The following is a 25,492-nucleotide window of genomic DNA, read 5'->3' as shown; positions in this document are numbered from 1 at the left end:
ACTCAATCGCCCCGGCGCCCCGACGTCAACGCGGCATACGTGGTCAGCAGCCCCGCCGCGGCGGCGGCATCGTCGACGGTGACGGTGAGGGTGCCTCCGTCGCGCCGGCGCACGAGGATCCCTTCCCCCGCCCTCAGCACGACGCCCTGCCGTCCGCCGCCGGACCAGCGGACGCCCCACCCGCCGAACTCACCGAAGGGCGAGACCTCGACCACCTCGGCCGAGAGGACGTCCTCGGTCGGGATGTGGACGCGCGGCCACCCCGCGGCGGAGACGACCGTGAGGCCTTCCGCGTCGACGCGGACGTGGAAGCGCAGGGTCGTGGCGACGACGACGAACAGGACCACGACGACGAGGCCGGAGATGATCGCTGCGACGGGGTCGCCGAAGAACAGCACCGGCAGCACGGCGAGGCATCCGATCACGAACGCGATCCCGAGCACGACGGCACCGGCACGCGCGAGGGTGACCCCCTGCATCCAGACCACGCGCTCCCCCGCGCGGACGGGGACGGGGGCGGCGGTCGCCGTCGGGGTGGGACGCCACGGCAGGCGGGGTTGCACCGCCCATCCGACCAGACCGGCCGCGGCGGCCGCGAGGAGGGTGCCCGGCAGGAGCAGCACGGGGAGGGGAACCCCGGGGTCGGTCCGTCCGACCTGGATGCCGAGGGTCGCGACTCCCAGCGCGGCGATGAGCACGGCGAGGCCGAACGCGACCGCGCCGAGCAGACGGTAGGAGGCGCCGTGGTCGCCGCGGCGGAGCCCCCCGATGGCGGCAGCGAAGAGGAGGGCGGGGAGCCCCAGGCCGAGGAGCGCCGTCATCAACGGCACGGTCCAGGAGGGCGCGAACCCGTCCGGCGTGCCGGCCCACCCCCAGTGCGTCGCGACGACGCCCGGCACCAGAGACAGAAGCAGCACCTGCGCGACAAGCGCGACGACGGTCACCAGCGCAGGCAGCAGGACAGCGACGAGGGTGAACCGTCGGCGGGCGAGGGTGTGGATGTCAGTGGTCACGAGCGGCCTCCTTGACGAGAGCGGACAGGGTGTCGGGCGAGACGCCCAGTGCGCGGGATTTGTCGACCAACGCGGCGATCTCGGCGCGCAGCCCGCCGAGGGCCGCACCTGCCGGAGTGACGACCGCCCCTCGCCCGCGCCGCAGGTCGACGAGACCCTCGTCGCGGAGATCCTGGTAGGCGTGCAGCACGGTGTGGAGGTTGACCTCGAGCGCGCCCGCGACGTCGCGCGCCGCGGGAAGCCGCTCCCCCGCCGCCAGACGGCCGGACGTGATCTCGCCGCGCACCGCCGCCGCGATCTGCGTGAACAGCGGAACGGCGCTCTGAGGATCGACACGGATGAGCATGCGTTAATTATAGCGAAACTATAACTAGCATCTCCATTCGCGTGGGTCCGCTACGCTCTCGCCGTGTCCTCCCCCGGCCTGTCGCGACGACTCGGGCTGGGCGATGCCGTCGTCATCGGACTCGGGGCGATGATCGGCGCCGGTGTCTTCGCGGCCTTCGCCCCGGCCGCGCAGGCCGCCGGTTCCGGCCTTCTCGTCGGTCTGACCCTCGCTGCCGTCATCGCCTTCGGGAACGCGACCTCGACGGCGCAGCTCGCCGCCGTGCATCCGACGTCGGGAGGCGTCTACGCCTACGGACGTGCCGAGCTCGGGCCGTGGTGGGGTTTCCTCGCCGGGTGGGGCTTCGTGATCGGCAAGACCGCCAGCTGCGCCGCCATGGCACTGACCTTCGCCGCGTACGTCGCCCCGCCCGGATGGGAACGTCCGGTCGCCGCGGTCGCCGCGATGGCACTCGGGGCCGTGAACCTGTTCGGCATCACCCGGACCGCTCAGGTGGCACGCGTTCTGGTGGCCGTCGTCCTGGTCGTTCTGGCGGTCGTGGTGGTGGCCGGCTCGTCGGCTCCGAGCGCGCCGATGCCGTTCTGGGGGGAGGGGGCCTTCGCCTCTGGTCCGCTCGGCGTCCTGCAGTCGGCCGGACTGCTGTTCTTCGCCTTCGCGGGCTACGCGCGCATCGCCACCCTCGGCGAGGAGGTGCGCGATCCCGCCCGCACGATCCCCCGCGCGATCGTCCTCGCCTTCTGCGGCGCCCTGGTCGTCTACGCCGTCATCGGCGTGGTCGCCCTTCATGCCCTCGGTCCCGACGGGCTCGCCGCCGCGTCGGCCCCGCTGGTGGCCACCGTCCAGGCCGCCGGCTGGGGTGCCGCCACCCCGATCGTCCGGATCGGAGCGGCCGCGGCATCCCTCGGTGCACTCCTGGCTCTGATCGCCGGCGTCGGCCGGACGACCTTCGCGATGGCTCGGGAGGGGGATCTGCCCCGCGCCCTCGCCGCCGTCGACGCACGCTGGCAGGTCCCTCGTAACGCCGAGATCGCCGTCGTCGCCGTCGTCGTCGCGATCGTCGCGCTCGGCGACATCCGCGGGGCGATCGGGTTCTCGTCCTTCGGGGTCCTGATCTACTACGCGGTCGCCAACCTCGCCGCCTTCCGCCAGCGGGGCGAGGCGCGGCGCTACCCGCGGTTCCTGCAGATCGTCGGCGGGATCGGATGCGTCGTGCTCGTCGTCACCCTGCCGTGGCCGTCGGTGCCGGTCGGCCTCGGCGTCCTGGTGCTGGGCCTCGCGTACCGGGTGCTCCGGCGCCGGCGCCGGCCGTGACCGCGTCCCGGACGACCGGGAGGAGCGCCTCGGCGGTCCGCCGGTAGCCGAGAGCGCTCGGGTGGAAGCGGTCGAGGCTGAACATGCCGTCGGGATCGATGCGGAAGAAGGGCCCGACGGCTCGCCGCAGGGAGACGACCCCCGCGCCCTCGGCGCGGGCGCGGTCGGCCTGAGCCGTGGCCAGCTGCTGAGACACCCGGGAACCGATGCTCCGCAACGGCTGCGGCACGGCGCGGAGTGCGCCGAGGTCCGGGCACGTGCCGACGACGACGGCGGTGCCGTCGGCGCGCAAGCGGCGGATCGCCTCCGCCAGGTGCCCGGCGGCGACGGGCACGGGCACCCGATGCGTCACGTCGTTGCCGCCGACGATGATCACGGCGACGTCGGCACGGTAGTCGGACGGCAGCGCGTCCAGCTGGCCGGCGAGGTCGGCCGATTCCGCCCCGATGACCGCCCCTGTGCGCAGGCGCATCGGACGGTCGAGTTCTCCGGCCAGACCCTTCGCGAGGCGTCCGCCGAGGGTCTCCTTGCGATGCTGGGCCCCGAGACCGGCGGCGATGGAGTCGCCGAGCATCAGGAGGTCGAGGGGCGCGCCGCCGAGACCGGCTCGCCACACGCGGTCCGCCGACGGGGCCGTCTCCCCCAACGGCTTGCCGATCCGGCGCCGGGCGATCGCCGCCTGGCGCGCGAGGCCGACGCGGATGCCGAGACCGAGGGCGCCCGCGACCCCGACGGCGGAGGCGGCGACAGGCAGGAGGATGCGGAACGAGGGTGGCACGAGCGCATTCCACCGCGACCCGGTGAACACCGGGCGACGCGGGGGTGACGCCCGAGATCAGGTCGTGGCCGGTGCCCGGAGGGAGTCCACCGCGGCGGCGATGCGCTTCTCGCGGGTCTCCGCCTTCTTCGCGTCGACGACGGAACGCACGATCTCCTTGCGACGCGACGGCGCGAGGGCGTCGAAAGCGGCGCGCACCTGCGGCTCGCCGTCGAGGGCCGTGAGGAGCTCCTCCGGCACCTCCACCTCGCGGTCATCGGTGTCGAGCTCGATCGTGGCGTCGACCTCGTCGCCGATCTCGACCCCGAGCTCGGCGCGCGCGGCCTTCGACATGCCGACGAGGTTGCGCCCGCCCATGACGCCGAGACGCAGGCGAGCCGTGCGCCCGGCGATCGTCACGCGGACCGCGGCCCGCTTGCCCCCGCCGAGGGCCTCGACCTGCTCGTCGGTCAACTCGATCGCGGTCGCGGGGCCGTTCTCGGGCAGCACCGTACGGACATGCAGCGTCATGCGCCGAACGCTAGCAGTCGTGCCCTCCGATGTCAGCCGAGCGGGCGCAGCTCGACCGCGGCGGACGACAGGCCCGTCGACACGGTGCCGAACGAGGTGTAGCCGTCTGCCGCCGACCGCTCCAGCAGCGCCTTGAGGTTCTTCGTCCGCTGCTCGAGGCGCACGCGGTAACCCTGCCCGACGAAGAAGGCCTTGTGCGCCGCCAACTCCGCGAGCGCGACGTCGCGATCGGCGATGAGGACGACCGCTGTGGATGCCGCATCCTCCCCGGCGCCGATCAGGTCGACGATCCGCTCGAAGCCGATCGAGAACCCCACCGCCGGGACATCCTGACCGAGGAACCGCCCGATCATGCCGTCGTAGCGCCCACCGCCACCCAGCGAGTAGGAGACCGACGGGTGAGCGAGCTCGTAGATGGTGCCGGTGTAGTAGCCCATGCCGCGCACGAGGAAGGGATCGAAGTGCAGCGGTACCTCTGCGGTGCCCCGGGCGGCGGCGACCGCCTCGCCGATGCCGACGAGGCGGGCGACGACCTCATCGGACACGGCTGCGGGAACCGCCTTGCGGATCTGCGCCTCACCGAACGGGAGGTACTCGCGCGTCTGCGGACGGTTCAGGAACGCCTCCAAGGCGTCCACCGCACCCTGGTCGGCGCCACGGTCGCGGAGCTCCGCGACGACGCCCGCCGGTCCCACCTTGTCGAGCTTGTCGATCGTGATGAGGACCCCGGCTCGGTCACCGGCGGTGAAACCGAACGCGGCGAGCATCTCATCGAGGGCGCGACGGTCGTTGATGCGGATCGTGCCGCCCTCGAGGCCGAGCGCGTCCAGCACGTCGAGGCTCGCGGTGAGCAGCTCCACCTCGGCGCGGGCGGTCTCGTCGCCGATGATGTCGATGTCGCACTGGACGAACTGCCGGTAACGCCCCTTCTGGGGCCGTTCCGCCCGCCACACCGGGGCGATCTGAACGGCCCGGAACACCGCGGGCAGCTGCGCTCGGTTGGTGGCGTAGAAGCGGGCGAGCGGAACGGTGAGGTCGTACCGCAGACCCAGGTCCGACAACGCGGCGGGGTCCTCCGCCGCCTCGCGGATGGCATCGGCGTCGAGCCCGCGACGCAGGACGTTGAAGGCGAGCTTCTCGTTGTCGCCGCCGATCCCCGCGTGGAGCCGCTCGTAATCCTCGACGACGGGGGTCTCGATCTCGTCGAACCCGTGCGCACGGTAACGGTCGCGGATGATCGCGAGCACCCGCTCGCGGCGGGCTTTGTCTGCGGGGAGGAAGTCGCGCATGCCGCGCGGCGGATTCACGGAGGGCACCGTCCTAGTCTCTCAGAACACCGCTCCCCGATCCGGCGCGCGCGATCAGCGGGACTCCGCCTGACGCACCTCCCCGGCGAGGGTGCGCAACCGCTGTCGGAGGGCGCGTTCGGCATCCCACCCCTCCTCGCGCGCCCGGACGACGAGTGCGAGCATCGCGTCGCCGAGCCCGGCTTCGTCGGCGGGGGGCGTCGACGGCGGCTCGGGCGCCACTCCCACCTGCCGGGCCTTGCCGAGCATCTTCTGCGCGAGAGCGAGCGACGGCATGTGCATCGACACCCCGTCGAGGACGCTCGTGCGGGTGCGCTTCTCGGCCGCCTTGGCGGCGTTCCAGTGGACGAGCACGTCCTCGGGCGTGGTCGCGACCGCGTCGCCGAACACATGCGGATGCCGGCGCACCATCTTCTCGGCGAGCGCCGCGGCGACGTCGTCGATGTCGAAGGGATCCGTCTGGTCACGCGAGGCGATCTCGGCGTGGAAGAGCACCTGCCACAGCAGGTCGCCCAGCTCCTCCTTGAGGTCCGCGCGGGTGCCCGCCTCGACGGCGTCGACGAGTTCGGCCGCCTCCTCCTGCAGGTAGGGCACGAGGTCGGCGTGGTCGATCTGCTGCGTCCACACGCAGCGGTCGCGCACGGCGTGCATGGTCTCCACGGCCTCCCGCAAGGGGTCGCGGTGGGATTCGCGGGCATGGTCCGTCATGAGGGACACGATACGAGGGATGCCGGGTGCTCCGGTTCCGCACACCGGGCGGTCCGGTCCGGGCGGCGCGCATAGGGTGGGACGGTGACCCCCGCCACCTCCGCACAGGGTCCCGCCGCGCCCGCGAGCGCGACCCACGTCTCCCTGCTGACCCTCAGCACGTTCGTCGTCGGATCCATGATCGGCGCCGGCGTCTTCTCGCTCCCGGCGACCTTCGCGGAGTCGACCGGCGTCGCGGGCACGCTCATCGCGTGGGCGATCGCGGGCGGCGGGATGCTGATGCTCGCCCTCGTCTTCCAGCGTCTCGCGGTGCGACGCCCCGACCTCGACGCCGGCATCTTCAGCTACGCGAAAGAGGGGTTCGGAAACTACGTCGGCTACTTCGCCGCCTTCGGCTATTGGGCGAGCGCCTGCGTGGGCAACGTCTTCTACTGGGTCTTCATCACGGGCACCCTCGGCGCGGTCTTCCCCGCCCTCGGCGAAGGGAACACCCCGATCGCGGTGGTGATCTCGTCGGTCGGGATCTGGCTGTTCTACGTCCTGATCCGCCGAGGCGTGCGCGAGGCGGCGGCACTCAACCGCATCGTCACCATCGCGAAGACGGTGCCCATCGTCGTGTTCGTCGTCCTCTGCCTGACGGTCTTCGATCCAGCGGTGTTCGCCGCGAACTGGTCGGGCGACGCCGCGACCGGTCTCGGCGAGCAGATCCGGACGACGATGCTCGTGACGGTCTTCGTGTTCATCGGCATCGAGGGTGCGACGGTGAACTCCCGGCACGCGCGGCGCCGGTCGGATGTCGGACGCGCCACCGTGCTCGGCTTCCTCAGCGTGCTCGCCGTGTTCGCCTCGGTCACGGTGGTCTCCTACGGCGTGATCCCGCGGGAGGAGATCGCAGGGCTGCGTCAGCCCTCGATGGGCGGCGTGCTCGAGGCCGCGGTCGGCGGATGGGGTGCGGCCTTCATCGGAGTCGCTCTCGTGGTCGCGGTGCTCGGCGCCTACCTGGCGTGGACCCTCATGGCCGCCGAGGTGCTGCTGTCCGCCGCCCGCGCGGGCGATCTGCCGCGCTTCCTGCGGCGCACCAACGCGAAGGACACCCCCACCGGCGCACTCACCATGTCGTCGCTGCTCGCGCAGGCGATGCTCGTGGTCGTCCTGTTCGCGCAGAATGCCTTCGACGCCGCCCTCGAGCTCACGAGCGCGCTGGCGCTCATCCCCTTCTTCCTCTCCGCCGCGTATGCACTCAAGCTCGCCGTGCAGGACGGCCGCCGGGGTCGTCTCGGCGATGGGATCGTCGCGGTGCTCGCGACGCTCTACACGCTGTACCTGCTGTGGGCGGCGGGGGCGACCTATCTGCTGCTGTGCCTGGTCATCATCGTTCCCGGCACGATCCTGTTCGTGATCGGTCGTCGCCAGCAGCGGGCGCGGGTGTTCACACCCCACGAGGCGGCGCTGTTCGCCCTGGCGACGATCGGCGCCGTGGTCGCCGTCGTCCTCATCGCACAGGGCGTCATCGCCGTGTGAGGGTGGCGAGTGCCGGCATCCGCCGTCACGCGGAGAATGTCGCTCGCAATCCTCGCTAACGTGAAACGGTGCACGAACCGACCCCCACCGAAGCCATCGACCTCGTCGGCCGCTATGAAGCCGAGCAGGAGATCCCCGAGCGGATGCGCGCCGACGTGCGCACGCTCGGCGCGCTGCTCGGGCGCGTGCTGCGCGAGAGCGGCTCGCCCGGCCTGTTCGAGGACGTCGAACGGCTCCGCGTCGCGACCATCCAGGCCTACACCGACCCGACGCCCGAGGCGTTCGCGCGGGCAGCATCCATCGCGGACGCGTTCACCCTCGAGCGCGCCGAGGAAGTCGCCCGCGCCTTCACCTGCTACTTCCACCTCGTGAACCTCGCCGAGGAACACCAGCGGGTGCGGGTGCTGCGCGAGCGCAGCGGTCGCGGCGACGCGAGTGATGCCGGCGATTCGATCGTCTCGGCGTACCGTCGGCTCTCCGACGAGATCGGAGGGGAGGCGGCGCTCGACCGTCTGCAGGGGCTGCGCTTCCACCCCGTCTTCACGGCGCACCCCACTGAGGCGCGGCGCCGTGCGGTGTCGAACAGCATCCGTCGCCTGGCCGACCTCCTGCGCGAGCGCGACGCCGCCGAGACCGAGAGCCCCGACCGACGTCGCGCCGAGCGTCGCATGCTCGAGGAGGTCGACACCCTGTGGCGCACCGCTCCGCTGCGCGCCGAGAAGCCCTCGCCCACCGACGAGGTGCGCGCCGTCATGGCGATCTTCGACGAGACCCTCTACACGTCGATCCCCCACGTCTACCGCCGCATCGACGACGTCCTGCAGGGCGAGGATGCCGGGTCCCGGGCGCCCCTCGTGCGGCCGTTCATGCGCATCGGCTCCTGGGTGGGAGGCGACCGCGACGGCAACCCGTTCGTGACGGCGAAGACCACGCGAAAGGCCGCCGCGATCGCGAGCGAGCACGTCCTTCTCGGTCTCGAGCGCACCGCCGGCCGCGTCGGGCGCACGCTGACCCTCGACGCCGAGTCGACGCCGCCGACCGCTGAACTCTTGTCCCTCTGGCAGCGGCTGAAGGATGCCGACGAGGAGGCGGCAGCGGAGATCGCGAAGCGCTCCCCCAACGAGCCCTACCGGCGCATCATGCTGCTGCTCGCCCGCAAGATCGCCGCGACGCGCACCCGCAACGCCGACCTGGCCTATCGCGATCCCGAGCACCTGCTCGCCGACCTGCGCGTCCTGCAGGACTCCCTCGTCGCGGCGCGCGCTCCCCGTCAGGCGTACGGACACCTGCAGCACCTCATCTGGCAGGTCGAGACCTTCGGTTTCCACCTCACCGAACTCGAGGTGCGCCAGCACTCGGCCGTGCACGCGAAGGTGCTGGCCGAGCTCGAGGCGGGCGGATCGCGATCGGAGCTGACGGACGAGGTGCTCGAAGTCTTCCGCACCATCGCCTTCCTGCAGGACCGCTACGGCCCGCGCGCCGCCGGCCGCTACATCGTCTCCTTCACCCAGTCCGCGGACGACCTCGCCGCCGTCCACACCCTGGCGCGGTACGCGGTCGGCCCCGACGGCACTCCCCCGGTCCTCGACGTGATCCCGCTGTTCGAGACGTTCGCCGATCTGCAGGCCGCCCCCGGCATCCTGGCGCAGATCGTCGACCACCCGGCGTTCGCGTCGCGGCTCGAGGCGACCGGCCGACGTCTGGAAGTCATGCTGGGCTACTCCGACTCGTCGAAGGACGTCGGCCCGGTCGCGGCGAACCTCGCCCTGTACGAGGCGCAGGCGAAGATCTCGGCGTGGGCGGTGGAGCAAGGGATCGAGCTGACCCTCTTCCACGGTCGCGGTGGTGCGCTCGGGCGCGGCGGCGGACCCGCCAACTCCGCGATCCTGGCGCAGCCGCCCCACTCCGTCGACGGCCGGTTCAAGCTGACCGAGCAGGGGGAGGTCATCTTCGCCCGCTACGGCGACCCGGCCATCGCGATGCGGCACATCGACCAGGTCGCCGCGGCGACCCTGCTCGCCTCGGCTCCCTCCATCGAGGACCGCAACCGGAGCGCCGCCGAGCGGTACGCCTCGGTCGCGGCGACCATGGACGCGGCCTCGCGCGAGCGGTTCTTCTCCCTCGTGAAGGCGCCCGGTTTCGCACCGTGGTTCGCCCAGGTCACGCCGATGGAGGAGATCGGTCTCCTGGCGCTCGGTTCGCGCCCCGCCCGTCGCGGACTGTCGGTCGAGTCCCTCGCCGACCTCCGGGCGATCCCGTGGGTGTTCGCGTGGACGCAGGCACGGATCAACCTCGCCGGATGGTTCGGGCTCGGCACGGCGCTCGAGGCGGTCGGGGACGAAGCGACCCTGCGCCGTGCCTACGAGGAGTGGCCGCTGTTCCGCACTCTCATCGACAACGTCGCCATGAGTCTCGCCAAGACCGACGACCGGATCGCACGCCACTACCTCGAGCTCGGCGACCGCGACGATCTCGCCGCGCTCGTCCGGGAGGAGATGGCCCTCACCCGCCAATGGGTGGTGACGCTCACGGGCGGCACCGAGCTGCTCTCGAACCGTCCGGTGCTCGGTCGCGCCGTCAAGATGCGGAGCCCCTACGTCGACGCGCTGTCGCTGCTGCAACTGCGCGCGTTGCGCGGCCTCCGGGAGACGCAGGCGGGCGGGCAGGTCGATCCGGACCTCCAGCGCCTCCTCCTGCTGTCGGTCTCGGGCGTCGCAGCCGGACTGCAGAACACGGGCTGAGCCCTGGCATCCGCTGACACGCGTCCCGCCCCGGCGTCGCAGCGCCGGGGCGTTGCCGTGCGGCTCAGGCGTCCTGGGTCACCGGCACCGGCAGCGGGAAGATCTGGTCGAGGAGCTGCGCCGTCCACGCGATGAGGTCCGCATCGGCGAGCGCTTCGCCGCCGGCGGCCGGCAGCGGGACGACCATCGCCTCGCCACCGGAGACGACCTTCGCCTTGGGGTGCAGACGCTGCAGGCGCACGCGGATGGAGTCCGGGATGTGCGCGGGGGCGATCCGGAGGTTCGGTCCCATCGCGACGACGTCCGACAGCCCCGACTGCGCCGCGCGGCGCCGCAGCCGTGCGATGGAGATGAGCCCGTCGACCTCGGCCGGGGGCGCGCCGTAGCGGTCGGTGAGCTCCTCCAGGACGAGGTCGATGGCATCGTCCGCCGCGGTGACGGATGCCGCGGCCGAGAGCTTCTGGTAGGCCTCGAGGCGCAGCCGCTCGCTGTCGATGTACGACTCGGGGATGCGGGCCTGCACCGGGAGCTCCAGGCGGAGCTCTGTGGGACCCTCGGTGTCCTCGCCGCGGAAGGTCGCGACCGCCTCGCCGATCATGCGGAGGTACAGGTCGAACCCGACGCCGGCGATGTGACCCGCCTGCTCGGCGCCGAGGAGGTTGCCCGCGCCGCGGATCTCGAGGTCCTTGAGGGCGACCTGCATGCCGGACCCGAGATCGTTGTTGACGGCGATCGTCTCCAGACGGTCGGCCGCGGTCTCGCTGAGGGGCTTGTTCTCGTCGTAGAGGAAGTACGCGTAGGCGCGCTCGCGGGCGCGTCCGACGCGACCGCGCAACTGGTGCAGCTGAGACAGACCGTACTTGTCCGCGCGGTCGATGATGATCGTGTTCGCGTTGGCGATGTCGAGGCCCGTCTCGATGATGGTCGTGGAGACGAGGACGTCCGCCCGCCGCTCCCAGAAGTCGTCGACGACCTGCTCGAGGGCGTGCTCGCCCATCTGCCCGTGGGCGACGACGATGCGCGCTTCGGGGACGAGCTCGGCGAGCTGCGCCGCGACCCGCTGGATCGACGAGACCCGGTTGTGGACGAAGAAGACCTGCCCCTCGCGCAGCAGCTCACGACGGATGGCCGCGGCGATCTGCTTGTCGCTGCGCGGTCCGACGTAGGTGAGGATCGGATGCCGCTCCTCAGGCGGCGTCGCGAGCGTCGACATCTCACGGATCCCCGTGACCGCCATCTCGAGCGTCCGCGGAATGGGGGTCGCGCTCATGGCCAGGATGTCGACGTTGGTCTTGAGCTTCTTCAGCGCGTCCTTGTGCTCCACGCCGAATCGCTGCTCCTCGTCGATGATCATGAGACCGAGGTCCTTGAACACGACCTTCTCGGTGAGGATGCGGTGGGTGCCGATCACCATGTCCACCGTGCCGTCGGCGAGTCCGGCGATGGTGTCCTTCGCCTCCTTGGCGGTCTGGAACCGCGACAGAGGCCGCACCTTGACGGGGAAGCCCGCGAACCGCTCCGTGAACGTCTCGAGGTGCTGCTTGGACAGGAGCGTGGTGGGCACGAGCATCGCGACCTGCTTGCCCTCCTGGATCGCCTTGAAGGCAGCGCGGACGGCGACCTCGGTCTTGCCGAAGCCCACGTCGCCCGAGAGCAGTCGATCCATCGGAATCGGCTTCTCCATGTCGGCTTTGATCTCGTCGATCGTCTGCAGCTGGTCGGGGGTCTCCGCGAACGGGAACGCCTCTTCGAGCTCGCGCTGCCACGGCGTGTCCGGCCCGAACGCATACCCCTTCGAGGCCATCCGCGCCGAGTACAGCTTGACGAGCTCGACCGCGATGTCGCGGACGGCCCGGCGCGCCTTGCCCTTGGCGGCGGCCCAGTCCGACCCGCCCATCTTCGACAGCTGCGGCGCCTCGCCGCCGACGTAGCGCGAGAGCAGGTCGAGCTGGTCGGTCGGCACGAACAGCTTGTCACCGGGGTGTCCGCGTTTGGAGGGGGCGTATTCGAGGACCAGGTACTCGCGCTTGCTCTTGACCGCGTTGCGACCGCCCGAGGACACCTCCCGCTGGACGAGCTCCACGAACCGACCGATGCCGTGGGTGGAGTGGACGACGTGGTCGCCGGGCTTGAGCTGCAGGGGGTCCACGACGTTGCGACGGCGCGACGCGAGCTTCTTGACGACACGCGAGTCCGCGCCGATGGTCCGACCGTAGAAGTCGCTCTCGGTGAAGACGGCGAGCTTCGCGTCGGCGAAGAGGAACCCCGCCTCGAGGGTCGCGACCGTCGCCACCGCGATCCCCGTCTCAGGGGGCTGGCTGAGGGCGTCGGCAGAGCGTGCGGCCAGCCCGCGTTCGGCGAGGACATCGCGCGAGCGCTCGACGAGACCCGAGCCGGATGCCGCGACCACCACCCGCCAGCCGTCGCCCAGCAGCCCGGCGATGTGCGCGGTGGCGCCGTCGACGTTGCCCTGGAAGGACGGGACGGCGGCGGCGGGCAGCCGCACGGCGGCACCGGTACTGTCGATGAGCCCCTCGTCCGCCGCGTCCGCGGCGCCGGAGTCGAACGTGCTCAGCGTCCACCAGACGCCTCGACGGGATGAGGCGGCTTCGCGCAGTTCGGGGAGGGTGAGGAAGTCGCCCGCACCGAGGTCGACGGGGCTCTCGGCTCCCGCGGTCGCCGCGCTCCACGCGGCCTCGAGGAACTCACGGTTGGTCTCGGCGAGGGTCATCGCGCGGGTGACGGCGCGCTCGGGGTCGACGACGGCGACGGCGGCGCCCTCGGGGAGGTAGTCGACGAGCGGAAGGACGGCGTCCGCCACGGCGGGCAGGAGAGACTCCATGCCCTCGACCGGGATTCCCTGGCTCATCTTCTCGAGCATCGTGCCGAGTCCCGGCATCCGATCCCGCAGCGCGGCGGCGCGCTCGCGGACCGCCTCGGTCAGCAGCAGCTCGCGGCTCGGAAGGAGGGTCACGTCACGGACATCTCCGGGGAGCGACCGCTGATCGGCGACGGAGAAGGCCCGGATCTGGTCGACCTCGTCGCCGAAGAAGTCCACGCGGTAGGGGTGGTCCGCGACCGGCGGGAAGACGTCGAGGATGCCGCCGCGCACCGCGAACTCCCCGCGCCGAGAGACCATGTCCACGCGGTGGTAGGCGAGGTCCACGAGCCGGCGCACGACGTCGTCGAGCTCCTGGCCGCGGGTCCCGAGTTCGAGGCGGACCACACCGGCATCCGTCAGTCCCGCCGCGATCGGCTGCAGGGCGCCGCGGACGGATGACGTGACCACGAGAGGCGTGCGACCGTCCCAGTCGGCTGCCTCGCGGAGCACGCTCAACCGGCGCCCGACGGTTTCGGCGCTGGGGCTGAGGCGTTCATGCGGCAGGGTCTCCCACGCCGGCAGATGCCGCACGACCGCGTCGGGGAGCAGGCACTGCAGCGCTGCGCCGATGCTCTCGGCACGCCGTCCGGTGGGCGCGACGAGGAGCAGCACGGGAGGCCGTCCCGACGCGGCGCGTCGTTCGAGGAGCCCGGCGAGCAACGGGGCGTCTAGGCCGGTCACCGCCGAGAAGTCGACGTCCGAGCCGGCGCCGTCGAGGGCCTCCCGGAAGCTGTCAGCCTGTTCGAGGGCGCGCACGATCCCGGGAATTGTCACCGGGGAAGTCTACGCGGCGCGCCGGACACCGGCGCCGGTCGGCGCGGGCGGGCGTCAGGTACGCGGCGCGTGATGGCGCTGCTGCGCGGCCAGGAGCCCCTCCTCGACGAGCTGCTCCACGGCATCCGCCGCATCGGCGATCGCGATCGGCAGGTTCGCACGCTCCGCCGCGCCGAAGGGGTCGAGCACCCAATCCGCGGGATCCTGTCGTCCCGGCGGGCGGCCGATGCCCACGCGCACGCGCGGGAAGTTCGGCGAGCCGAGCGCTTTCGCGACGTCGCGGACGCCGTTGTGACCGCCGTGGCCGCCGCCCACCTTCAGCTTCAGGGAGTCGAACGGGATGTCGAGCTCGTCGTGCACGATGACGATGCGCTCCGCCGGGATGCCGTAGAACTGCGCCAAGGCCGACACCGGGCCGCCCGACACGTTCATGAACGAATTCGGCTTGGCGAGCACCAGCTTCGGGCCGCCCGGGCGCAGCCAGGTCTCGGCCACGCGCGCGTTGGCCTTGTGGGAGCGCAGTGTCTCCGAGCGGCGCCGGGCGAGCTCGTCGATGACCATCTGCCCGACGTTGTGTCGCGTCGGTTCGTAGCGCGGACCGGGGTTCCCGAGGCCCACGATCAACCAGGTGTCGGCCATGACCGTCCCTTCTGACGACGAAGCCCGTCGCAGCGACAGCGGCGACGGGCTTCGATCGTGTCCGACTTACTCGGCGGATTCCTCGGCAGCAGGTGCCTCGCCGCCCTCGGCCTCGGGCTCGGCGCCCTCCTCGGACTCCTCCGCCTCGTCCTCGACGGGAGCCGGCGGCAGTGCGACACCGATGACGAGGGTGTCGGCCTCGGTCACGAGCGTGGCGCCACGGGGCAGCGTCAGCTCGCCGGCCGTGATGTGCGTGCCGTCTTCGAGGCCCTCGACCGAGACCTCGATGTTCTGCGGGATGTGGGTCGCCTCGACCTCGAGCGACACCGTGGTGTTCTCGAGGTTGGCGATCGTGCCGGGGAACGGCTCGCCCACGACGGAGACGGGGACGTCGACCTGGATCTTCTCGCCCTTCTTCACGACGAGGAGGTCGATGTGCTCGATGATCTGGTGCACGGGGTCCTTCTGGACGTCCTTGACCAGCGTCAGCTGCTGCTTGCCGGCGATCTCGAGCTCGAGCAGCGCGTTGGCGCGGCGGATGAGCAGCGAGACCTGGTGACCGGGAAGCGCGACGTGCACGGGATCGGTGCCGTGACCGTAGATGACGGCGGGGATCTTGCCGGCGGCGCGCAGACGGCGGGCGAAGCCCTTGCCGAACTGCTCCCGCAGCTCGGCGACGACCTTGGTGTCGGTCTCAGTCGACATGAGTGTTCTCCTTGCGGGCCATCACGGCCCAGTCGTGCGGGGCCGGTGCGGCCTCGTCAAGAGTCGGGGCCGATACGGCCCAGACGTGGTCTGTGGTTCGACTCGAACGCATGCGCGTGAGGAAAGCCGCGAAGCCTGCTTCACCGCGTCGATCACGGATGCGCTGCATCCCTCGCCGAAGTTCGGAACGAGTCTATCAGCGCGACGGATACGATGGAATCTCAGCCCCTCACCCCCGAGACACGGAGGACCCATGGACTACGGATGGATGTCGCACGCACTGCTCTGGTTCGTCGGAGCTCTGAGTGCCGCGACCGCCGTGTGCCTCGTGGGTGCCTTCTACTCGATGGGCCGCGCCTACAAGGACTGACGCGTCACACGCGATCGCCCCTCCCGGTCCAGCGATTACAGTGACCGGAGGGTCCCATCACCCACCCCAATCCCGCTCACACCTCACGTAGACCTGGAGCCCCGTATGTCGTCGACCCCCTCTCCCACCGGCCCCTCGACGGATCAGGATCAGGCTCCGCACGAGGCGACGCAGCAGCACGAGGGGGCGCCGCAGCCCGAAGAGGTCGAACGTCCCACCCACCCCGAGGCGGCGTCGACGAACGCTTCGGAGGGCCCGGCGAACATCGGTGTGGTCGGTCTCGCGGTCATGGGGTCGAACCTGGCCCGCAACCTCGCCTCGCGCGAGAGCAACACGGTCGCCGTGTTCAACCGCTCCCGGTCGAAGACCGACGAGCTGATCGAGGCGCACCCCGAGGCCGAGTTCGTCCCCGCCTTCACGTACGAGGAGTTCGCCGCCTCGCTGCAGAAGCCGCGCACCGCGATCATCATGGTCAAGGCCGGCAAGCCGACCGACGCGGTCATCGACGAGCTGATGCGCGTGTTCGAGCCGGGCGACATCATCATCGACGGCGGCAACAGCCTGTTCACCGACACGATCCGCCGCGAGAAGGCCGTCTCGGAGGCCGGGTACAACTTCGTCGGCATGGGCGTCTCCGGCGGCGAGGAGGGCGCGCTGAACGGCCCGTCGCTCATGCCCGGCGGACCCGACGAGGCGTGGGTCACCCTCGGCCCGATCCTGAAGTCCATCGCCGCGGTCGCCGAGGGCGAGCCGTGTGTCACGCACATCGGGCACGACGGTGCCGGACACTTCGTCAAGATGGTGCACAACGGCATCGAGTACGCCGACATGCAGCTCATCGCCGAGGCCTACGACCTCATCCGCCGCGGCACCGGAAAGTCCCCCGCGGAGATCGCGGACATCTTCGCCGAGTGGAACAAGGGCGAGCTGGAGTCCTACCTCATCGAGATCACCGCCGAGGTGCTCCGCCAGACGGACGCCGCCACCGGCCGGCCCCTCGTCGACGTGATCGTCGACCAGGCCGGCGCCAAGGGCACCGGCGCGTGGACGGTGCAGACCGCGCTCGACCTGGGCGTGCCCGTCTCCGGCATCGCCGAGGCCACCTTCGCCCGGTCGCTCTCCAGCCACCGCGAGCAGCGCGATGTCGCGGGCGGCCTCCCTGGCCCCTCCCCCGAGGACTTCACCGTCGATGACGCAGACGCGTTCATCGAGCAGGTCCGTCTCGCCCTCTACGCCTCCAAGATCGTGGCGTACAGCCAGGGCTTCGACGAGATCCGCGCCGGCGCCGCCCAGTACGACTGGAACATCGACCTCGGCGCCGTGAGCAAGATCTGGCGCGGCGGCTGCATCATCCGCGCCCAGTTCCTCAACCGCATCGCCGACGCGTACGACGCCGAAGCGGACCTCCCCGTCCTCCTCACCGCCCCGTACTTCGTGGAGGCGCTCGGCCGTACGCAGGATGCATGGCGCGAGGTCGTGCGGATCTCCTCCGCCGCCGGAATCCCCTCGCCCGCCTTCAGCTCCTCGCTGGCCTACTACGACGGCCTGCGCGCCGAGCGCCTGCCCGCCGCCCTCATCCAGGGGCAGCGCGACTTCTTCGGCGCCCACACCTACAAGCGCATCGACAAGGACGGCACCTTCCACACCCTGTGGTCGGGCGACCGCAGCGAGGTCGAGGCGGAGGACACCCACTGAGCCGCAGCGACACCGCGCTGCGCGTCCACCGTGCCGCCGCGCGCATCGTCCTGGCGATCCTGACCGCGCTCTACGCGTGGATGGTCGGCTGGATGACGCTGCGCGCGGCGCCGTACGGGTCCGACATCGCGTCCGGTCTCAACCGGCTGCTCGAGTGGTTCGCGCAGCGGCAGTCCACCGCCTGGATCACCTTCGACCGCGTCGAGTTCGGTGCGAACGTCGCGATGTTCGTCCCCCTCGGCGTGATCGCCGTGCTCTGGTTCGGGGTGCGCGGGTGGTGGACGGCGCCGATCCTCGGGGCGCTCGCCAGTGCGGCCATCGAGACCCTGCAGGCGCTCCTGCTCGACAGCCGGGTCGCCGATGTCCGCGACGTGATCGCCAACACGCTGGGCTCGATCGTCGGGATGTGCCTCATGCTGCTGCTGGCGTTCTTGCTCTCTCCCCCGCATCCACGGCGGCAGCAGGAATACCGAGCATGACCGAAGCGGGGACATAGCGCGGTCATAGGAAGGTCATGAGAATGGAATCATGACCATGCCAGCCCCCCTCCTCCAGCGCCCCGACGGCTCCCCCCTGCGCGTCCTCGTCGTCGATGACGAGCAGATGCTGACCGACCTGCTCTCGATGGCGTTGCGCATGGAGGGCTGGGAGGTGCGGACCGCCGCGTCGGGCTTCGATGCGCTCACGGCCGCGCGAGAGTTCGCCCCCGACGCGATGGTCCTGGACATCATGATGCCGGACCTCGACGGGATGGCGGTGCTGCAGCGTCTGCGCCAGGGGGGCGACGATGTCCCGGTGCTCTTCCTCACCGCGAAGGATTCCGTGAGCGACCGGGTCGCCGGGCTCACCGCGGGCGGCGACGACTACGTCACGAAGCCGTTCAGCCTGGAGGAGGTCGTCGCACGTCTGCGCGGGCTCATGCGCCGCGCCGGGGCATCCGCCGGTGCCGCCGACCCGATCCTGCGGGTGGGCGACCTCACGCTCAACGAGGACTCGCACGAGGTCTTCCGGGGCGACGACGAGATCGAGCTCACCGCCACGGAGTTCGAGCTGCTGCGCTACCTCATGCGCAACCAGCGCCGCGTGCTGTCCAAGGCGCAGATCCTGGACCGCGTCTGGAACTACGACTTCGGCGGCCGATCGAGCGTCGTGGAGCTGTACATCTCCTACCTGCGCAAGAAGATCGACGCCGGCAAGGAGCCGCTCATCCACACGGTCCGCGGTGTGGGCTACATGATCAAAGCGAGCCAGTGAGCACGACCCCCCGTCGTCGACGGCACCGCTGGAGCCTGCAGGCGCGGCTGATCACGGCGGTCGTCTCGTTCGTGTCCGTCATCCTCATCACCGTCGGCCTCGGCACGGGGACGGTGCTCGAGTCCATCCTCCGGGAGAACCTCGACGCGAAGGTCACGCGGGTGCAGGACACAATCGCGCTCGACTACAACCACCGCGCGGACCAGATCCTGGGTGCGAGTCGTCAGGAGCGGGGCACACTGCTCGTCGTCAACAACCTCGCCGGTCCCACGGCGGCCTACGTCGACGGCGACGGCGATGTGCGCACGCTCGACACCCGCAAGATCCAGGTCAGCGCGCCGGACGGCAACAGCTGGGCGGACGCGACGATCGCCGGGCTCGGCGACTACCGACTGCGCATCGGTCCTTACTCGAGCATCATCGGCCTCCCGACCTCCGAGGTCACGAGTGTGAGTGCGCGCATCGTCACCACCGTCGCCCTCCTGACCACGGGCGGCCTCCTCGTCCTCGCCGCCGTCATCGCGCTCCTCATCCGCAGCGCCCTCGCACCGCTGCGCTCCGTCGCGTCGACGGCCTCACGGGTCGCTGCGCAGCCCCTCGCGGAGGGCGCCGTCACGATCAGCGAGCGAGTCCCCGAAGAGGACACCGACACCCACACCGAGGTCGGCCAGGTCGGGCACGCGCTCAACACCCTGCTCGACCACGTCGAGACCTCCCTGGCCGCGCGACAGCGCAACGAGGAGCGGATGCGCGCATTCGTCGCCGACGCGAGCCATGAGCTGCGCACGCCCCTGGCGTCCATCCGCGGCTACTCGGAGCTCTCGCTGCGCGGCATCCGTCAGGCCGAGGCCGGCGGCGGCGCAACCGCCGGAGCAGTCGCCGAGACGACTCGCGAGTCGCTCGAACGGATCCAGGCGCAGTCCCTGCGGATGACGGCGCTCGTGGAGGACCTGCTCCTGCTGGCACGCCTGGACGAAGGCACCGAGCTCGTCTACAGCGCCGTGGACCTCACCCGCCTCGCCGTGGAGGCCGTCTCGGATGCGCGTGTCGCGGGAACGGACCACGACTGGGTGCTCGAGGTCCCCGACGAGCCCGTCATCGTCGCCGGCGACGCCGGCCGACTGCATCAGGTCGCCGCGAACCTGCTCACGAACGCCCGTGTGCACACCCCCGCCGGTACGCGCGTCACGGCGACAGTGACGACCGAGGGCGGCGACGCGGTCCTGCGCGTCCACGACGACGGACCCGGCATCGACCCCTCCGTCGTCCACGAGCTGTTCGAGCGCTTCAGCCGTGCGGATTCGTCCCGCGCCCGGCAGACCGGCGGAACGGGACTCGGCCTGTCGATCGTGAAGGCGATCGTGGAGGGTCACGGCGGGCGCATCTCGGTGGCGTCCGAGCGGGGTTCGACGACCTTCGAGGTCCGGATGCCCGCCCGGCCGGACTCCCCCGCTCAGTAGCCGCTGAACGCGTCCGTCGTGAGGGACTTCGCCCTCTCGAGGGCGGGAGTGAGGGTCGAGATCAGCGCGGGCGGCCCGGAGACGTAGGCGTGACGGCGGGCGATGTCCGGCACGAGGCGCAGCAGCCCGTCGGCGTCGAGGCGCGCACCGCCGGCCCAGACCCAGCCTGCGGGGAGGTCCTCGGGCTCGTCTCGGGTGACGACGATGACGGGGATGCCGGCGGCCTCGAGATCGTCGCGGAACGCGAGCTCCTCACTGCCCGACGCGACGTACACGAAGACGACGTCCCGGCGGTCCTGCGTCAGCCGGAGGTGGCGCAGGTGCGAGACGAACGGCGTCACACCGATCCCCGCGGCGACCATCAGCACCGGGGCGTCGGCACGGCGCGGCAGGACGAAGTCGCCCCAGATCCCCGTGATGGCCAACTCGTCGCCGGGTTCTACCGTGGCGAGCGCCTTCTTGTAACTCGACTGCGATCCCTCGCGCATGGCGATCTTGACCAGCGGCAGCTCGGCCGGAGAGGAGAGGATGCTGAACTCGCGGCGCGTCCCCCGGGAGTCGGGGTGCGCGTGGGGCACCTCGAGCTCGAGGTACTGCCCGGGGGCGAATCGCACCGGGCGTTCCGCTCGGAAGCTGTACTCGCGGACGCTCGGAGTGAGGGGCGTGCGCTCGACGATCGTCAGGCGCACAGCGGTGCGCATCGCGAACACGAAGGCGACGAGGTTGCCGACCAGCAGGGCGCGCTCCTGGCCGAGCGTGATCTCGCCGAGGGAGATCGGCCAACCCGCCAACACGCCGACGACCGCGGCCACGACGAACTGCTGCCAGCGGCGCGGCGGGAGCGTGAGCGGCTCGGACAGCATGAAGGCGCCGAGGAACAGGAACGGCGACGACAGCACGACCGCCGAGAACGTCATGCCGGGGTCGAGAGCGAACCCTGCCGACTGCGCCTGCACGATGGTGCGCACGAGCGCGACCGCGATCGCGACGAGGAGGAAGAGCCCCACGACGCGGACCTTCTCGGTGCGCACCAGCACGACGAGTCCGAGAAGAAGCACGGGCAGCGCCAGGATCGGAGTGCCGACCCACCACGCCGCCGCGCCGAGGTCCGGCGCCCAGATGCTGAGGATCGTGAGGGCCGTCGCCCCCACGGCGGCGGGGTTGAAGATGTGCCGTCCCTGCCACGCGAGGACGTACTTGGACGCCGAGGCGAGCGCCCCCGCGACGGCGACGCCGATCAACGGGAGCGGCTCCAGCGTCGGCCGCAGCAGGAACACGAGGATCAGTGCGGTGATGAGCGCGGACTCGATGCGCCAGGGGCGCCGGACGATCCGCTGGGCGACCGCGTCGACGAGGGCGATGGCGACGACCAGGACGGCGAGCGTGGCGAGGAACTCCACGGGGGTGACCGAGACCCCGCCGCCGAGCGAAAGGGCGAGGGTGATCAAGGCCAGCGCCGCGAGCGCGAGGAGCACGAGACGGTACATGGACAGCCGGCCGAGGACGCCGAAGGCACGGCTCCATGCGGCACTGAGGGACGTGATCACGAGAACAACTCCGCTTCGCATCGGGGGGACCATTCGACGGAGCCGTCGGTGCGCATGCGCACCCAGGCGACTCCCCATTCTGCGGCCAGCTGCGGGCCGCCGTCGAAGAACAAGGCCGTCGCGACAGCATCCGCCGTCATGGCGTCGGATGCCACCGCCCACGTCGCCGCGTAGGCGCGCACCGGCTCGCCCGTGCGCGCGTCGAGCACGTGGTGGAGACCGTCACCCCACGCGCGCCGGTTGACGGCGGACGCGCAGAGCGCGGCATCCGTCACCGTCCAGACACCGATGGCACGGGACGCGTCGTACGGGTGCTCGAGGGCGACCCGCTGAGTGACGCCCCGGATCGCGACGTCACCGCCGGCATCCACCACCGCCGCGCCGGGCACGCGAGCGAGGACGACATCGGCGAGCCGCCCCTTGCCGAGGGCGCCGACGTCGATGAGCGCGGGTGCGGTCAGACGCAGGATGCCGTCCGACCAGCTCAGGAGGCCGCGCCACTCCCGCGGAGCGGCCAGGGCGCCCCGATCGGTCAGCGAGTACGCCGCGTCGTACCCGCGGCGGGCGATGCTCTCTCCGACGAGCGGGTTCACCGCCCCACCGGTCGCGGTGTCGAGGGCGTCGTAGAGATCCAGCATCGCGGTGGTGTCGGCGGGTGCGGCGACCTCGCCTCCGCGCTCCGCCAGCCCTGCGACCAGGGAGTCCGAGCGGAACCGCGACCAGTCGCGATCGAACGCGGCGATGGCGTCCGTGATCTCGTCACGGACGCCATCGTCCAGGGGGTCGGCGGTCTCGATCCGCCAGACGGTGCCGATCGCCTCGAACGTCCAGGTGTGGACGAGCGGGCCGGCCGCGATCATGACGCGGCTTCGGTCCGGATCTCGGCGACCGCTGCGTTGAACCCGCCGCTGGTCAGGGACGATCCGCCCACCCGATCGACGGACAGGTCGTCGAGGTTCTTGCCGACGACCTCGTCCTGGATGCCGCCGATGAACTCGCTCTGGTACTGCTCGCTCTCCCGCGCCTGCGGATCGCCGGTCACCTCGACGGCCGTGACGACGTTCGATTCGAGCGTCAGCGTGACGCTGATCGTCTCGACGGTCTCGGGGGTCTGATACGAGCCCTCGGCGGTGTACGTGCCGTCCTCGTAGGTCCCCGAGGACGAACCGCTGCCGGCATCCGCCGACGGCTGCGACGACGCGCCGCCGCCGGTCGTCGTCTGGCCGGCGCACCCGGCGAGCAGGGCGAGCCCTGCGACGGAGGCGGCGGCGGCGCCGACGCGGATCGGTCGGGGTACGGCGGTGGTGCGGATCATGAGAGCTCCTCCTTCTGTCGTGCCCGCCCGGTCGAGGGCGCGGGGCGATGACTCCAGGAAAGCGGTCGCCGACAGGGCGGTGCTTGCAGAAGTCTATGGATCTCCTGCGAACCGGATCGGGACGCGGGGCCTCAGGCGGCGCCGTCGAACATGCTGGTGACCGACCCGTCCTCGAAGACCTCGCGGATCGCCCGTGCCAGCAGCGGAGCGATCGGCAGGATCGTGAGGGCGGGGAACCGCTTCTCAGGGGGGAGCGGCACGGTGTCGGTGACGACGACCTCGTCGATCGAGGGGTCCTGGAGACGCTCGACGGCGGGGTCGCTGAAGATCGCGTGCGTCGCGGCGACGATGACCCGCTCGGCGCCGTTGGCCTTGAGGGCCTGGGCCGCCTTCACGATCGTGCCGCCGGTGTCGATCATGTCGTCGACGAGCAGGCAGACGCGACCGTCGACCTGACCGACGATCTCGTTGACCGTGACCTGATTGGCGACATTCGGGTCGCGGCGCTTGTGGATGATCGCGAGCGGTGCCCCGAGGCTGTCGGACCAGGTGTCGGCGACACGGACGCGACCCGTATCGGGCGAGACCACCGTGAGCTTCGCGCGATCCTCCGCCGAGAGCGTGTTCTCGAAGTGCTCGAGCAGGACCGGCTTGGCGAAGAGGTGGTCGACGGGACCGTCGAAGAAGCCCTGGATCTGCGCGGCGTGGAGGTCGACGCTCATGACGCGGTCCGCCCCGGCGGTCTTGAACAGATCGGCGACCAGGCGGGCGCTGATCGGCTCACGACCGCGGCCCTTCTTGTCCTGTCGGGAGTAGGGGAAGTACGGCGCCACGACGGTGATGCGCTTCGCGGATGCGCGCTTGGCGGCATCCAGCATGATGAGGGTCTCCATCAGCCATTCGTTGACGGGCGGCCCGAAGCTCTGGATGAGGAAGAAGTCGCAGCCGCGGATCGACACCTCGAAGCGGGTGAGGATCTCCCCCGAGGCGAACGTGCGGTGCTCGGTCGGCACCAGCTGCGTGCCGAGGGCCGTGGCGACCTCGGCCGAGAGTTCTTCGTGCGAGCGACCGGACGCGACGACGAGCCGCTTCTTGGTCTTGGCCACCAGGCCCGGCGCGATGCCGCGCTCGGTGTCGAGGTCAACCGTGTGCTGCTTCTTGCGACCCATCGCCAGCTTCCTGTGCGGACCGGGCGCGAGCGGCGGCTTCTGCCGCTCCCGTTCCCGGTCGATTGTTCTCGACCCACCCGGCGATGTTCCGCTGGGGGGCGATGCTGAGGGCGAGGGCGCCGGCCGGAACATCCTTGCGGATCACGGCTCCCGCACCCGTCTTCGCGCCCTCACCGATCCTAACGGGCGCGACGAACACGTTGTGCGAGCCGGCGTGCACCTCGTCGGCGATCTCGGTGCGGTGCTTCGTGAGGTCGTCGTAGTTGGCGGTGATCGCCCCCGCGCCGAGGTTGACGTTGCGTCCGATGGTCGTGTCACCGACGTAGGACAGGTGCGGGACCTTGCTGCCCTCGCCGATGGTCGAGTTCTTCGTCTCGACGAACGTGCCGATCTTCCCGCGCTCGCCCAGCTCCGTGCCCGGACGGACGTAGGCGAACGGGCCGACGGTGGCCTCCGCGCCGATGACCGCGAGGGTCGCGTCGGTGCGGGTCACGGTGGCGCCCCGGCCGACCTCGCAGTCCACGAGGCTCGTGTCGGGACCGATCGTCGCCCCCTCGGCGACGCTGGTCGACCGGAGGATGTGCGTGTTGGGAAGCACGGTCACGTCGGGAGCCAGGGTCGCCGTCACGTCGATCCACGTCGTCGCCGGGTCCAGCACCGTGACGCCTTCCAGCTGCCACCGGCGCACCGTGCGGGCGTTGAGGAGGCGCCCCACCTCGGACAGCTGCACGCGGTCGTTGACGCCGTAGGTGACGGTGGCGTCCTCGGCGACGGATGCCGCGACCCGTCGCCCGGCGCGACGCAGCAGCGCGACGGTGTCGGTGAGGTACTTCTCGTTCTGCGCGTTCGCGGTGCCCACCTGCGGGAGGTGTTCGCGGAGGGCGGTGGCCGCGAACACGTACATGCCGGCATTGACCTCGGTGACGGCGGCCTCCTCGGCCGAGGCATCCTTCTGCTCGACGATGCGGGCGACACTGCCGTCGCTCTCGCGGATGATGCGACCGTAGCCGGTCGGGTCGTCGATGACCGCCGTCATGAGGGTCGCGTCCGCCTGCGCCGTGCGGTGCTCCGAGACGAAGGCGCCGAGGGTGTCGGCGTCGGCGAGCGGGCAGTCGCCGCTGAGGACGAGCAGATCGCCGTCGAACCCCTCGAGGGCGTCGAGGGCGACCTCGACGGCGCGGCCGGTGCCGGGGATCTCGTCCTGGTCGACGACGACGACCTCGGGCGCCACGCCCAGGACGGCGGCGGCCACCTGCTCGCGTTCGTGCCGCACGACGACCACGACGTGAGCGGGAGCGAGGTCGCGCGCGGTGTCGAGGACATGTCCGACGAGGGGACGCCCGCCGATGCGGTGCAGCACCTTCGGGAGCGAGGACTTCATCCGCGTGCCCTGGCCGGCGGCCAGGATGACGACGGCGAGGCGGGAGTCGAGCGCGTTCTCGGTCATG

Annotated in this window: 21 protein-coding genes; 7 read left to right on the top strand and 14 right to left on the bottom strand. The window is 71.2% G+C overall.

Features of this window, described 5'->3' with window-relative positions:
* Nucleotides 1–2 precede the first annotated feature (2 nt).
* On the bottom strand, nt 3–1,013 hold the full coding sequence (locus M3190_RS07030; protein ID WP_251580117.1) for a DUF1648 domain-containing protein: 1,011 nt from the start codon (nt 1,011–1,013) through the stop codon (nt 3–5).
* Nucleotides 1,003–1,359 (bottom strand): GntR family transcriptional regulator, encoded by a 357-nt coding sequence (locus M3190_RS07025; RefSeq protein ID WP_251580115.1) that lies wholly within the window; start codon nt 1,357–1,359, stop codon nt 1,003–1,005. The genes M3190_RS07030 and M3190_RS07025 overlap by 11 nt, the downstream gene beginning before the upstream one ends.
* A 63-nt stretch (nt 1,360–1,422) precedes the next feature.
* Between M3190_RS07025 and M3190_RS07020 the strand changes: the two genes are divergently transcribed.
* On the top strand, nt 1,423–2,670 hold the full coding sequence (locus M3190_RS07020) for an APC family permease (RefSeq protein WP_251580107.1): 1,248 nt from the start codon (nt 1,423–1,425) through the stop codon (nt 2,668–2,670).
* On the opposite strand, the gene M3190_RS07015 is transcribed toward M3190_RS07020, so the two are convergent.
* From M3190_RS07015 to M3190_RS07000, 4 genes are all read right to left on the bottom strand, one after another.
* A complete protein-coding gene (locus M3190_RS07015) occupies nt 2,579–3,448 on the bottom strand; it encodes an SGNH/GDSL hydrolase family protein (protein ID WP_251580105.1) in 870 nt (289 codons plus the stop codon). The genes M3190_RS07020 and M3190_RS07015 overlap by 92 nt on opposite strands.
* Before the next feature lie 57 nt (nt 3,449–3,505).
* Nucleotides 3,506–3,958 (bottom strand): YdeI/OmpD-associated family protein, encoded by a 453-nt coding sequence (locus M3190_RS07010; protein ID WP_251580103.1) that lies wholly within the window; start codon nt 3,956–3,958, stop codon nt 3,506–3,508.
* Nucleotides 3,959–3,990: 32 nt separating this feature from the next.
* Nucleotides 3,991–5,247: a histidine--tRNA ligase gene (gene hisS, locus M3190_RS07005; RefSeq protein WP_251580422.1), complete on the bottom strand. Its 1,257-nt coding sequence runs from the start codon at nt 5,245–5,247 to the stop codon at nt 3,991–3,993.
* Between the two features lie 72 nt (nt 5,248–5,319).
* Nucleotides 5,320–5,973, bottom strand: coding sequence for a MazG family protein (locus M3190_RS07000; protein WP_251580101.1), 654 nt, complete (start codon nt 5,971–5,973; stop codon nt 5,320–5,322).
* An 84-nt stretch (nt 5,974–6,057) separates the two neighbouring features.
* On the opposite strand from M3190_RS07000, the gene M3190_RS06995 reads away from it, so the two are divergent.
* Together M3190_RS06995 and M3190_RS06990 are read left to right on the top strand one after the other, a co-directional pair.
* Nucleotides 6,058–7,494 (top strand): basic amino acid/polyamine antiporter, encoded by a 1,437-nt coding sequence (locus M3190_RS06995; RefSeq protein ID WP_308222242.1) that lies wholly within the window; start codon nt 6,058–6,060, stop codon nt 7,492–7,494.
* A 68-nt stretch (nt 7,495–7,562) separates the two neighbouring features.
* Nucleotides 7,563–10,235, top strand: a complete 2,673-nt coding sequence (locus M3190_RS06990; RefSeq protein WP_251580099.1) for a phosphoenolpyruvate carboxylase — start codon at nt 7,563–7,565, stop codon at nt 10,233–10,235.
* A 64-nt stretch (nt 10,236–10,299) separates the two neighbouring features.
* Here the strand turns inward: M3190_RS06990 and mfd are convergent, their stop codons facing one another.
* The 3 genes from mfd to M3190_RS06975 form a co-directional block, all read right to left on the bottom strand.
* Nucleotides 10,300–13,890: a transcription-repair coupling factor gene (mfd, locus tag M3190_RS06985; RefSeq protein WP_251580097.1), complete on the bottom strand. Its 3,591-nt coding sequence runs from the start codon at nt 13,888–13,890 to the stop codon at nt 10,300–10,302.
* 54 nt (nt 13,891–13,944) lie between these two features.
* Nucleotides 13,945–14,529, bottom strand: a complete 585-nt coding sequence (gene pth, locus M3190_RS06980) for an aminoacyl-tRNA hydrolase (RefSeq protein WP_251580095.1) — start codon at nt 14,527–14,529, stop codon at nt 13,945–13,947.
* Nucleotides 14,530–14,595: 66 nt separating this feature from the next.
* Nucleotides 14,596–15,234 carry a 50S ribosomal protein L25/general stress protein Ctc gene (locus M3190_RS06975; RefSeq protein WP_251580084.1) on the bottom strand — a complete coding sequence of 213 codons (639 nt, stop codon included), beginning with the start codon at nt 15,232–15,234 and terminating at the stop codon, nt 14,596–14,598.
* Between the two features lie 475 nt (nt 15,235–15,709).
* On the opposite strand from M3190_RS06975, the gene gndA reads away from it, so the two are divergent.
* The 4 genes from gndA to M3190_RS06955 are packed head-to-tail and all read left to right on the top strand — an operon-like array spanning nt 15,710 to nt 20,013.
* Entirely contained in the window at nt 15,710–17,299 is a 1,590-nt protein-coding gene (gene gndA / locus M3190_RS06970) for an NADP-dependent phosphogluconate dehydrogenase (protein WP_251580082.1), read from the top strand.
* Nucleotides 17,254–17,778, top strand: coding sequence for a VanZ family protein (locus M3190_RS06965; protein WP_251580080.1), 525 nt, complete (start codon nt 17,254–17,256; stop codon nt 17,776–17,778). The genes gndA and M3190_RS06965 overlap by 46 nt, the downstream gene beginning before the upstream one ends.
* A 49-nt stretch (nt 17,779–17,827) precedes the next feature.
* Nucleotides 17,828–18,553: a response regulator transcription factor gene (locus M3190_RS06960; RefSeq protein WP_251580078.1), complete on the top strand. Its 726-nt coding sequence runs from the start codon at nt 17,828–17,830 to the stop codon at nt 18,551–18,553.
* A complete protein-coding gene (locus M3190_RS06955; RefSeq protein ID WP_251580076.1) occupies nt 18,550–20,013 on the top strand; it encodes a sensor histidine kinase in 1,464 nt (487 codons plus the stop codon). The genes M3190_RS06960 and M3190_RS06955 overlap by 4 nt, the downstream gene beginning before the upstream one ends.
* Here the strand turns inward: M3190_RS06955 and M3190_RS06950 are convergent.
* The 5 genes from M3190_RS06950 to glmU form a co-directional block, all read right to left on the bottom strand.
* The gene (locus M3190_RS06950) at nt 20,007–21,560 is read right to left on the bottom strand and encodes an FAD-dependent oxidoreductase (protein WP_251580074.1); all 1,554 of its coding nucleotides are present in this window, start codon (nt 21,558–21,560) and stop codon (nt 20,007–20,009) included. The genes M3190_RS06955 and M3190_RS06950 overlap by 7 nt on opposite strands.
* Nucleotides 21,557–22,420, bottom strand: coding sequence for an FAD:protein FMN transferase (locus M3190_RS06945; protein WP_251580073.1), 864 nt, complete (start codon nt 22,418–22,420; stop codon nt 21,557–21,559). The genes M3190_RS06950 and M3190_RS06945 overlap by 4 nt, the downstream gene beginning before the upstream one ends.
* Nucleotides 22,417–22,875 carry an FMN-binding protein gene (locus tag M3190_RS06940; RefSeq protein WP_251580071.1) on the bottom strand — a complete coding sequence of 153 codons (459 nt, stop codon included), beginning with the start codon at nt 22,873–22,875 and terminating at the stop codon, nt 22,417–22,419. Before M3190_RS06940 ends, M3190_RS06945 begins: the two co-directional genes overlap by 4 nt.
* A gap of 131 nt (nt 22,876–23,006) precedes the next feature.
* Nucleotides 23,007–24,044 (bottom strand): ribose-phosphate diphosphokinase, encoded by a 1,038-nt coding sequence (locus M3190_RS06935; protein ID WP_251580069.1) that lies wholly within the window; start codon nt 24,042–24,044, stop codon nt 23,007–23,009.
* On the bottom strand, nt 24,016–25,491 hold the full coding sequence (gene glmU, locus M3190_RS06930; RefSeq protein WP_251580060.1) for a bifunctional UDP-N-acetylglucosamine diphosphorylase/glucosamine-1-phosphate N-acetyltransferase GlmU: 1,476 nt from the start codon (nt 25,489–25,491) through the stop codon (nt 24,016–24,018). The genes M3190_RS06935 and glmU overlap by 29 nt, the downstream gene beginning before the upstream one ends.
* Between the last annotated feature and the right edge of the window lies 1 nt (nt 25,492).

Source organism: Microbacterium oleivorans (genome assembly GCF_023715745.1).
In the GTDB taxonomy this organism is placed as follows: domain Bacteria; phylum Actinomycetota; class Actinomycetes; order Actinomycetales; family Microbacteriaceae; genus Microbacterium; species Microbacterium oleivorans_D.
Note: the sequence above shows the minus strand (reverse complement) of the source record. Positions and strands in the feature narration are given on the sequence as shown.